This is a genomic window from Nostoc sp. WHI, assembly GCF_015714725.1.
GTDB lineage: Bacteria > Cyanobacteriota > Cyanobacteriia > Cyanobacteriales > Nostocaceae > Nostoc.
The window spans coordinates 1-10458 of record NZ_WBKM01000057.1 but is presented as its reverse complement, the minus strand read 5'-3'; the positions used below and the strand labels follow the sequence as shown (position 1 = coordinate 10458).

Here is a 10458-nt window from a genome sequence, read left to right as displayed (position 1 = left end):
CTATCTTTACTGTTCCCCAGCAACCCAGATAGCGTGGAATCCATAGGGGACTCGCTGGGGAATTATCACCCGCGCTACAGGTTCACCAGTTACATCTTGGGCATTCACTACTACTAATTCTGAAGTACCTGAACCCTCATCGTAGACGAAAGTCATCAACCAACCATCATCCTCAGCTATTGCACCAGGACGTGGCGCAAACACAGTTTCACCGCCATAGCGTCCCTGTCCGAATTGATGGGTTTGAGACTGACCACTGCTAAAGTCGTACTTAATAATACCTTCAAATAAAGGTAGGGGACTGTTCGCTGTTTTGTTAGTGTAGCCGTATCGGGTTTGTCGCCCTAATCGGTTTTCGTTGATGCGGGGGAATTCTGACGCTACATCATCTAACATTTCTTCATGCACTGCCCCCGTGTTGAGGTTAAATCGCCAGCGATGCAAGCGCGGGATATCTGCTTGGGTGTCGAGTTGCGAATCATCAGAACTAAAAGAAGTAGTAGAACTTATGCGACAGGCAATAAGCACTACTTCATCTTTATCTTCGTAAGCGTTGAGGGTATGGAAGACGTAGCAAGAGGGACTTTCAAACCAACGGATGCTACTGTTGTCACCGTGACGTGGTAAAATGCCAAAACGACTAGAGCGATCGCACTCAAACATCATTACAGGTTTTCCCTGTTGCGATCGCTCTGGGTTAAAAGTCAACGGCAAATCCATAAAAATCGTGTAGTTTTCGGTGATAGCGAAATCGTGCATTATCACCCCCATTGGCAGGTCAATTGGCACTGTCCACAATAGTTCACCTTGTGCTGAAACTACACTATATTTCAGGTATGGGGGGATGAACAAAGAGTAGCCAAAGAAGATCATCTCTCCTGTCACCGGGTCTACCTTCGGATGGGCTGTAAAGGCAGAAACCAGCTTGTCATTGTAAGTATACTGGCCAATGGTTTCTAATTCAGGAAGTTTGATGGCGTGAGGATTACCTCCCTCGTTCAACGCCAACATCTGACCAGCGTGCCACACTAAAGCAGTGTTGGCAGTATTTTTGTAGCCGCTATAGGGATTATTCAGCTGCGGTGGTTCTAAAAACCCAGTCCAGAGAGCCTTACCCGCTTCTCGTTCTTTTTTCCATGCAGTTGTCTGGACGTAGCGATTACGATAAGTAGCTATACCGTTGCTAATTTGCACACCATGCAACATCCCATCTCCATCAAACCAGTGATATTGACCGATGGGTGTCCATTGAGGGTTAGAGCCATTCCGTACAAACATCCCCAATAAATCAAGGGGTAATTCACCGATGACTGGCAACTTGTCGGTGGTGATTTCTTCATGGACTGGAGCAAAGTTGCGATCGAGATACGGATTGACTGCTATTGTTACCATGAGATTGATTTATGAAAATTACAGAATATGGTAATGTGATACATACGGCTCTTGGTGACTGATAACATTGATTGCTATCTTCAACCAATCAATATAAGCTTGTTCTCTGCGGATGACCAACTCCAGCACGAGCCTTTGCATTAGCTGCTCACGATTAGCAGATTCATTACCAAGTGATGGCAAATTGATAGTTTTACATTCGGTCAGCTTTTCGCTTCGAGCTGCCACTTGCTGTTCCAGTATATGAATGATGGTTTCATTCGGCAACTGCTTGGCAAAATTTAACTGGACAAGTAATGGTTCTCGAACAATCGGTAAGGGCTGGTGAGTCCCAAGCCATCCGACAAATTCGGCTTTCCCTGGCTCCGTCACGCTGTAGACTTTGCGGTTGGGTCGATTATGCTGAATTTCAATCTTACAGGTAATCCAGCCTTGCTCAACTAGCTTCTCAAGGGTTCTGTAAATTTGTGCCTGGTCAGCTGGCCACAAATGAGCAATATATTGATCAAAGCACCTGGTTTTGAGGTCGTAGCCCGTCATTTCTTGCTGCTGAAGAAGACCTAGAATTACATATGCTAGGGACATTAAGATGGTTTTCCCATAATTGATGTTTGCTCGATAGCTTCTATCTATATACTTGTTATAATTTTATGCTAATATATGATTAATCTAATATAAGATATAACTGCTATAAAAAATATGTTAACTGTAACACGTGCTAATCAGAAAACCGATACATGAACTGAGGTTGATAAATAAGTAGTCTGACATAATTAATTACACAGTGTTATTGCGAACACTTCTTACCCTACGGGTTCTCCAAGGGAGTACGCAATGACTGTAAATATCTTTGTCCGGTTACTTACCAAAGCAAAAATTATTTAAGCCATCGAAGACTATTGTAACGAGAGGATAAGTAACATTGACTTCTAACACCCTTTCACAAAGAATACGTCAACATAAATATCTACGTGATTTACGAAACAAATTACTATACCTTCACAAGATGTTGCTGGAGACAGAACGCATCGCCTACGAACAAGTTAGTGGACGAGTATCGAGCGGAGAACTCCTTCAACTCGTCATTGCTCATGAGCAATTTGCTTGGTTACATCGCATCTCTGAGGTAGTTGTGCAAGTTGATGAAATGCTCGAAGCTGATGAACCTATATCGCTGGACAATTTTCAAAAGTTGATTGCTGATGTCCGCACGCTGATTGTGCCGTTAGAGACGGGCAATACCTTTGAGAGAAAGTATTACAATGCTCTCCAGAGCGAACCTGCCGCCGTCTTGGCACATGCGGAGATATCAAGGCTTCTGATGTCTAAGGTTGAAGAGTAACTTACAGCGATCGCCAAAATCAACCCCAAGACCGCAGTGGCTCTCCTTAAAAAGGCTTGCTCATATCTCTTTTACCCCCTTTTTAAGGGGGTCGCCGCAGGCGGGGGGATCTTAACCCAAGCGTATTGATACCTAAAATCTCTCGTTCCCATGCTCTGCATGGGAATGGCTGATTAGGGGCTGCTGCCTCCAGTTAGACATTGAGCCAGAGACTCAATGAAGGCATTCCCAGGCTCCGCCTGGGAACGAGGAACCGCAGTGGCTCTCCTTAAAAAGGCTTGCTCATATCTCTTTTACCCCCTTTTCAAGGGGGTCGCCGCAGGCGGGGGGATCTTAACCCAAGCGTATTGATACCTAACATAGACTACGTGACTCGTGGGTAAGTTTTATTAACATTTTGATATTTTGCCAGAAGTGCTATATTGACACTTGACCCGACCGAGTACAAACTATGTATAAACCCACAGGACAGCGAAGCCGAGGTGTTGTACTCAGTACTACAAGACAGGAAGGGGAAGCAGGGGGAACAAGGGAATGAGCCAAAATCCTGGGCAAAGCAGGTTTTTTTCCCTACTCAAAGGTGTACCCCTAAGTCGCGTCCTCATAGTGCCCTTTCTGCTGCAAATCCTGCTAGCTGTGGCATTAACTGCATACTTATCGATTAGCAACGGGCAGAAGGCAGTCAATGATGTAGCTAGTGAATGGCGTCATGAAGTTGCTCATCGAGTAGAGCAGAATTTGCAGACTTATCTCTCAACGCCGCGTCAAATACTGGGCGATAACCAAAATATTGTTGACCTGGGGTTGCTGAAAATGCAGAGTCTTGCAACCTGGGAGTCATACTTAATAAGACAATTAAAGATTTTTCCAGATGGGATTGCAATCACGGCAAGCAATGAACAACGAGAACACGTAGCAGTCCAAAAGCTAAGTGATGGTCAGTTTTTACTCAAAAAATCGGGGAAGTCTACTAATTATGACCTCTACACCTACAGAATTGACCTTAAAGGTCAACGGACTCAACTACCAGAGGTGATCAAAAACTATGATGGGCGATCGCAACTTAATTATAAAACAGCAGTTAACAAGAGAAGCTTCAACTTTAGTCAGATTTTAACACCCCTGACTGAGCCAACGCTGATGATAAGTGCATCTCAACCTATATATAACTCACAAGGTCAGTTACTCGGAGTCAACAGCACCTTAACTCAACTATCACAAATTGGGGATTTGCTGCAAAATATTAAAGTTGGCAAGTCGGGGCAAATCTTGATCATTGAGCGTTCGGGGCAGTTAATCGCCAGCTCAACAAAGGAAGAACCATTCCGCTTACAAAATGGGAAACCAATTAGGTTAGATGCTTCCCAGAGTGCTAATTCGTTCACTCAGGCAACAGCTAAATATTTAGTAAGTAAGTTTAATAACTTTGACCAGATTAAAGGTTTACAGCAATTAGATTTTTCCTTTGAAGGCAAACGGCATTTTTTAGAAGTCAGACCCCTACAAGGCGAACCAAATGTCAATTGGCTGATTGTGGTGGCTGTCCCGGAAGCAGACTTTATGGGGCAAATTGAAGGCAACACTCAAACTACAATTTTTCTTTGTTTAGGAGTCTTAGGAGTAGCGAGTGTATTGGGGATTGCGATCGCTCGTTGGATAACTCAGCCCATTTTATACTTAAGCAAAGCGGTAAAAGAGTTAGGCAAACAAGCAACTTCAGCCGATTTTACCAATGAAGAAGATTCAGTGGTGATTGTACAGGGCATTGATGAAGTGGAAGTGCTGGCTGGATCTTTCAACGAGATGGCGCAGCAGTTACACGCAACTTTTACCGCACTGGCTAGCAAAAATAAAGAATTAGAATTACAAGTTGACTTGCGAACTCAAGAGTTACAACAAGAGATTAAAGAACGTGTTAATAGTGAGCAAAAATTAGACCAGCATAATCGCGTACTGGTAGAACAGGCAGAATCCGCTCTGCGTGAGGCTAAAGAAACTGCCGAAGTGGCAAATCGTGCTAAAAATACCTTCTTAGCAAACATCACCGATGAATTGACGACTCCTCTCAACTCCATGCTTGAAATCACAAAAACATTTCAAGCTGAAGTCTGCGATTCTTTAAGCGAAGAACACCGCCAGTCAATAAATAGCCTGGAATCTAGCAGTAAGCATCTACTAGAATTGATCAACAATATCCTCGACTTGACAAAAATCGAATCCAGCAAAATAGAATTGCAACTAGCTCCTACATCTATTCGGGGATTATGTGACTCCAGCCTCAGTTTTGTCAAATATTTGGCATTGCAGAAAAATATTCAGCTAAGTGTACAAGTACCTGAAGGACTCGAACCCATCCAAGTCGATGAACGCCGCATCCGCCAAGCATTCATTAACCTGTTGAGCAATGCTGTTAAATTTACTTCAGACGCAGGTAAAGTCTGGATTGAAGTTCAGCCAAATTCTACAAATGAATATATCTTTTTCAGTGTGGTAGATACGGGTATTGGTATGCTTTCTGATGACCTTTTCAAATTATTTCAACCTTTTGTCCAGGTTGAAAATTCATACACCCGTCGATCCGCCGGTACTGGTTTAGGATTAGTGATGGTGCAAAGAATTGTAGAGTTGCACGGTGGTACTGTCCATGCCGAAAGTCAGTTAGGCAAAGGTAGTCGATTTACAGTTAAACTCCCCTGGAAAAAGTAGAGAGTAAATTAATACGCTTGGGTTAGTGATATTTAGTATTTGTAGATCCCCCCAACCCTCCTTAAAAAGCCTTGCTCATATATCTTTTACCCCCTTTTTAAGGGGGTCGCCGGAGGCGGGGGGATCTTTCTCTCGTTCCCATGCAGAGCATGGGAATGGCTGATTAGGGGCTGCTACCTCCAGTTAGACATTGAGCCAGAGACTCAATGAATGCGTTCCCAGGCGGCAGCCTAGGAACGAGGAAATAAGACTACACAGTTTTAGGATTTTGATCAGATGTTTCTTCTGAAGCTGTTTTTAAGCGAGTTGCCCTACTTTTACGAATGCGATCGCTTTTGCGAACAGCACCCGCCATTTCATATTCAAGGCTATCTTTGCCGTATTTATAAGCAACTCCAATCAGCATTTTCTCTGTGATGTCATTTAAGGTTTTGTCCAATTGTTCCATCTCAGTTTTAGAAGAGTCGATCACAATTAAAGCAGCGTTATAAGTATCTATCTTGGTACGGTACTGCTCAATTAGTTGTATCATGTTTTGCAAGTTGCGAGTATCCCCAAAATCCATATTGGGATCAATTACTTTGAGTCCAGCTGCTCTCAATTCAGCTTTTTCTAAAACCCGATATGTACGTTTTTGACGAGACATAAGTATATCCTTTTCATTATGCTTTAGAGCTAGTTTGCCTTACTAAAGCTACATCGCAGTACCGTAAAATCCTCAGAGTTTAGTATTAAATATAATAGTAAGTTCAGTGTTTATCATGAGAATGATCATTTTGTTGATGAAAATGATCATTTTGTTGATGAAAATGATCGGTTTGTTGATGAAAATGATCAGTTTGTTAATGAAAATGATCGGTTTGTTGATGAAAATGATCGGTTTGTTGATGAAAATGATCATTTTGTTGATGAAAATATAGCGGTTCTCGAAGGGAAGCAATACACTTTGACCTCTCTCCAAACCTCTCTCCTTTTAGGAGAGAGGCTTTGAATCTTACTCCCCTTCCCTTGTAGGGAAGGGGCTGGGGGTTAGGTCTGTATTGCACTCAACAGAGAAGCGCTATAGAATTCTCCACCAAATTCTATTAGTCCCCAGTTTTCAATCCCTAGTCCAACTTGATTCAATAGGATTTGGTTAAGGTTTGTTGATGAAAATTTTAGCTCGGAAAGACGCGATAAATTGCCGTACTTACAATAGAGAGCATTATCGTTACCCTTTGAGAATTAAAGTTTTGGGATAAGATTATTTGATGTCATATTCAAGAGAGCGATCGCTATATGTTCTCAACTTAATAGCAGTCTCAGAACATGAGAGTAATCAGAAAAATTATTTGCTAGAAAGTTTGATATAACTCAAGATACAGATATATTGTATATGATTACTCAAATAATAATTTGCATAAGTATGGGAATAAACGATGATATGATTAGGGTTGCGATCGCTGGCACTGGATTTGGTCAAAAAGTCCACATTCCTGGATTCCAAGCACATCCTCAGACTGAGGTAGTTGCTGTTTATCACCGAGATATAAATAAAGCCAAAGCTATAGCAGAATCTCATAATATTCCCCACGCTTGCGACTCACTTGCAGATATTGTGACATTGCCAGAAGTGCAAGCAGTCAGCATTTCTACGCCGCCATTTTTGCACTATGAAATGGCTAAAACTGTACTGAAAGCTGGGAAACACTTATTACTAGAAAAACCTACAACCTTAAACGCAGTTGAGGCTAAAGAGCTTTATCAATTAGCTAAAGAAAAAGGTGTTATTGCAACTGTAGACTTTGAATTTCGCTTTGTACCAGGATGGCAGTTTTTTGCTGAACTGCTGTCTGAAGGCTATGTGGGTGAGTTGCGGCTGATTAAAATTGATTGGTTAGGTTCCTCTCGTGCTGATACTTCCCGCCCTTGGAATTGGTATTCTTCCAAAGATAAAGGAGGCGGTGCATTAGGGTCTTTGGGTTCCCACGCCTTCGATTATATTCACTGGTTATTCGGGTCAGTACGCAGATTAAGCGCTCATTTAAGTACTGCTATTCCGGCGCGAGTTGACCCTGTTAGTGGGGAAGCCAAGCTAGTAAATACAGATGACAACTGTATATTAACCCTAGAATTGGCCAATGGGACACCTTGCCAAGTTTCCATCAGTGCAGTTGTTCACGCACCAAGAACCCATTGCATAGAAGTATATGGCGATCGCGGTACTTTAATTCTAAGCAGTGAAAATCAAAAAGATTATATACATGGCTTTCGTGTTTGGGGTTCCCATCCAGGTGAACCTCTAACGGAAATAGAAATACCGAATCGGTTAATTTTTCCAAAAAACTATGCCGATGGGCGCATTTCTGCATTTATCCGCGTAATAGACCAATGGGTACAGGGAATTGACCAAAAGCAGCAAACAGTACCATCGCTGCGAGAAGGAGTTTATTCTCAGCTATTGATGGATTTATCCCACAAATCTCACGAAATAAGCAGTTCGGTAGATGTACCCAGCTTGGAAGTTTATCTTGAAAGCTAGTACAGACGCGATTAATCACGTCTGTACAGGAGTTAGGTCAATTTTAGATTTTAGATTTTAGATTTTAGATTTTAGATTTTAGATTTTTCTTTCAATCCAAAATCTAAAATTCAAAATCTAAAATAGAATTACAGTTTAGCGATGATGAAATTCTACCTCTTTCTCTAGAATCTTGATATCATAGCTGCCAAAGAAATCGTAACCTAGTAACCCGATGCCAGCTTGTGGAGCGATCGCTACCTGGAGATTACTCGCTACAACTCCACCGACTGTAATAGATTTTACCTTAGTGGTTGAGAATTGGACTTGTCTACCATCAGCAATTTGGGCTTGTATTATACCTGTAGTTTCGAGTTGCAGGGTGCTTGCCATATTTTGAGTGATCAAAGTAGCACTAGCACCTGTATCTACAATCATTTCAAAGGTTTTTTTGTCGTTGAAGGTGACATCAATCACAGGAGTTCCACCAAAGCGGCGTTTGATCGGAACCCGAAAAACTCTGTTGTCTGAAGGTGCGGTTGTATAACCACAAAGTCTTCCTAATCCAACGGTTTTACCAGAAGAAGTGATCATGAAACATACTCCTGGATCTGCTATTGTTGCTTGATTAAAGAATACTGAAAATACCAGCGCTGGCATGAGTGCATAGGCGCAACCCGTCGTTAAATTAATGGTTTTAATCCCACGCCTACAAGCCTTATCCATGCTATGTTATTCTCCAATGTTTTTGGTATTTATTAATAACTAAGTTACTCATAATGACTGCAAAGCTTATTACTAATATCCTCACCTAATTTGTGTACTTTCAGGATAGTTATTGAGATTTTTTATCTTAGATTTAAGATGTAATGTCATCTTAAAGATATATATTAGCTATAATTAACGATTGATAATTAAAGATTATGTAAAGACATGATAAAACTACTGAGAGTTGATTTATCAAGTAAATCTTAATTAGTTTACTCAAAGGTGGCTGCTGCATAGACAGCAGTTGCGATCGCATTTTTCACAGCAATATCTCTTTGTTCTAAGATGACATTTTCACTAATAGTGCGTTGAGCAACTACACCGCAAACAGCAGCAGCAGCAAAATTATACACTCCTGCCATTTTAAATAGCGTGCCGCATTCCATCTCGTAATTCAAGATATTCAAGCGCCGATATTCTTCTGTGATCCCATGCAGCGATCGCATTAAATTTGGATTCGCTGAATCAGTGCGTTCCTGTCCTTCATAAAAAGTATCTACTGATGCCGTAATTCCTAAGTAATACTCAACATTTAATTCTCGTGCTGCTTGAACTAAAGCGACTGTAAGAAATGGATCAGCTGCGGCTGGATACTCCACAGGTGCAATGTCATTTGCTGCACCTTGGCGACACAATGCTGCGCTGCTAATAACAATGCTACCGACATTTACATGGGGTTGAATTGATCCGCAAGTTCCAATGCGAATAATTTGCCGGATTCCTACTTGTACCAACTCATTGACAATAATACTTAATGAAGGCGCACCCATACCACTAGTAGCAGATAAAATGGGACGACCATTTGATAAGTGTCCCACATAACTATTGAGTCCCCGATTTTCTGACAACAAGCGGACATCTTGTAAATAAGTTTGAGCTATTAGATGCGATCGTTGCGGATCGCCAGATAATAAAGCAATGCTGGGAGGCGATGAACCCAGATCATCTTGTCCAAAGCCAATGTGATACAACTGTTTACCTGTCATAGGGTTGAGATTAGCGATCGCCCTAGCAGTGTACTACGTTAGGGCGTTTTTTTTAGACTTTACCTAGAATCTTCTTCTTCCCATATCTGAAGTTGTCTTTCGATGGAAGAATACTTTAAATAATCTTCGTCTAATTCTCCAACCACTTCTACTATTTTGGTTGATTTATCCCTGGCTAGAGATTTTTCCTAATTCCGATTTATTGCTTGGATTCAATCATTTAATTAGTGCAATCAATCAATTTAAACCCTTTTATCCTTCTGGATAATCTAACTTATTTACTACTTGCTTAATCTTGAGAGTGATACAAGAGGGTTATGGCAATCTTAAATGAGTTACGAACAAAAATATCCCCGACTTCTTGAAGAAGTCGGGGGTCTGAGCGTATCGGAGGAGAGCAAATCAAGTAGGATTGCCATAGGGCGTACAGTTGCGTTCTAACATACTTACAAAGTATATAGGATTCCGAAGTCAGATTCCTACAGTATCTCTACTATCTAGAGCTAGAACGTGTTACTTCATTAGGATCACGATAAGCTTTGGGTTCTTCTCGTTTACGATTCAAACCTGCTAATCCAGCTAGACCAAGCAAACCTAGCCAACCCCAATTAAAACCGCGATCGTCTCTCACATCGCTATCTGAGCGGTAGGTTGTGGCATCTCTAGTAGTGCCCGTGCCTGTGGTGTCAGTTCCAGTAGTACCAGTGCCTGTTGTGCCCGTGCCTGTGGTGTCAGTTCCAGTAGTACCAGTGCCTGTTGTGCCC

9 protein-coding genes and 1 pseudogene are annotated in these 10458 nt (G+C 41.7%); 4 read left to right on the top strand and 6 right to left on the bottom strand.

The window, feature by feature from the left end; all coding sequences use genetic code 11:
- Window positions 1–6 precede the first annotated feature (6 nt).
- Window positions 7–1392 (bottom strand): carotenoid oxygenase family protein, encoded by a 1386-nt coding sequence (locus F8S12_RS06030; RefSeq protein WP_196515427.1) that lies wholly within the window; start codon window positions 1390–1392, stop codon window positions 7–9.
- A gap of 18 nt (window positions 1393–1410) precedes the next feature.
- Complete coding sequence (locus F8S12_RS06025) at window positions 1411–1977, bottom strand: PadR family transcriptional regulator (RefSeq protein WP_196515426.1); 567 nt, start codon at window positions 1975–1977, stop codon at window positions 1411–1413.
- A 337-nt stretch (window positions 1978–2314) separates the two neighbouring features.
- Here F8S12_RS06025 and F8S12_RS06020 point away from each other — a divergent pair, with 337 nt between their 5' ends.
- Together F8S12_RS06020 and F8S12_RS06015 are read left to right on the top strand one after the other, a co-directional pair.
- A complete protein-coding gene (locus F8S12_RS06020; protein WP_196515425.1) occupies window positions 2315–2734 on the top strand; it encodes a hypothetical protein in 420 nt (139 codons plus the stop codon).
- A gap of 534 nt (window positions 2735–3268) precedes the next feature.
- Complete coding sequence (locus F8S12_RS06015) at window positions 3269–5440, top strand: ATP-binding protein (protein WP_196515424.1); 2172 nt, start codon at window positions 3269–3271, stop codon at window positions 5438–5440.
- 250 nt (window positions 5441–5690) lie between these two features.
- Here F8S12_RS06015 and F8S12_RS06010 read toward each other — a convergent pair whose 3' ends face one another.
- Window positions 5691–6086 (bottom strand): hypothetical protein, encoded by a 396-nt coding sequence (locus F8S12_RS06010; RefSeq protein ID WP_196515423.1) that lies wholly within the window; start codon window positions 6084–6086, stop codon window positions 5691–5693.
- A 759-nt stretch (window positions 6087–6845) separates the two neighbouring features.
- On the opposite strand from F8S12_RS06010, the gene F8S12_RS06005 reads away from it, so the two are divergent.
- Window positions 6846–7961: a Gfo/Idh/MocA family protein gene (locus F8S12_RS06005; RefSeq protein WP_442946787.1), complete on the top strand. Its 1116-nt coding sequence runs from the start codon at window positions 6846–6848 to the stop codon at window positions 7959–7961.
- A gap of 135 nt (window positions 7962–8096) precedes the next feature.
- Here F8S12_RS06005 and F8S12_RS06000 read toward each other — a convergent pair whose 3' ends face one another.
- Both F8S12_RS06000 and F8S12_RS05995 read right to left on the bottom strand, forming a co-directional pair.
- On the bottom strand, window positions 8097–8666 hold the full coding sequence (locus F8S12_RS06000) for a retropepsin-like aspartic protease family protein (protein ID WP_196515422.1): 570 nt from the start codon (window positions 8664–8666) through the stop codon (window positions 8097–8099).
- A gap of 254 nt (window positions 8667–8920) precedes the next feature.
- Window positions 8921–9694: a nucleoside phosphorylase gene (locus F8S12_RS05995; protein WP_196515421.1), complete on the bottom strand. Its 774-nt coding sequence runs from the start codon at window positions 9692–9694 to the stop codon at window positions 8921–8923.
- A gap of 103 nt (window positions 9695–9797) precedes the next feature.
- On the opposite strand from F8S12_RS05995, the pseudogene F8S12_RS05990 reads away from it, so the two are divergent.
- A pseudogene (locus F8S12_RS05990) lies at window positions 9798–9962 on the top strand (IS701 family transposase); the annotation flags it as partial.
- Between the two features lie 225 nt (window positions 9963–10187).
- Here F8S12_RS05990 and F8S12_RS05985 read toward each other — a convergent pair.
- The coding region (locus tag F8S12_RS05985) for a WGxxGxxG family protein (RefSeq protein WP_196515420.1) at window positions 10188–10458 on the bottom strand (271 nt) is incomplete at its 5' end.

Coding starts and splice junctions, on each gene's coding strand:
- F8S12_RS06030 (WP_196515427.1), bottom strand. CDS start 1,392: ATGGTAACAATAGCAGTCAATCCGTATCTCGATCGCAACTTTGCTCCA.
- F8S12_RS06025 (WP_196515426.1), bottom strand. CDS start 1,977: ATGTCCCTAGCATATGTAATTCTAGGTCTTCTTCAGCAGCAAGAAATG.
- F8S12_RS06015 (WP_196515424.1), top strand. CDS start 3,269: ATGAGCCAAAATCCTGGGCAAAGCAGGTTTTTTTCCCTACTCAAAGGT.
- F8S12_RS06010 (WP_196515423.1), bottom strand. CDS start 6,086: ATGTCTCGTCAAAAACGTACATATCGGGTTTTAGAAAAAGCTGAATTG.
- F8S12_RS06005 (WP_442946787.1), top strand. CDS start 6,846: ATGGGAATAAACGATGATATGATTAGGGTTGCGATCGCTGGCACTGGA.
- F8S12_RS06000 (WP_196515422.1), bottom strand. CDS start 8,666: ATGGATAAGGCTTGTAGGCGTGGGATTAAAACCATTAATTTAACGACG.
- F8S12_RS05995 (WP_196515421.1), bottom strand. CDS start 9,694: ATGACAGGTAAACAGTTGTATCACATTGGCTTTGGACAAGATGATCTG.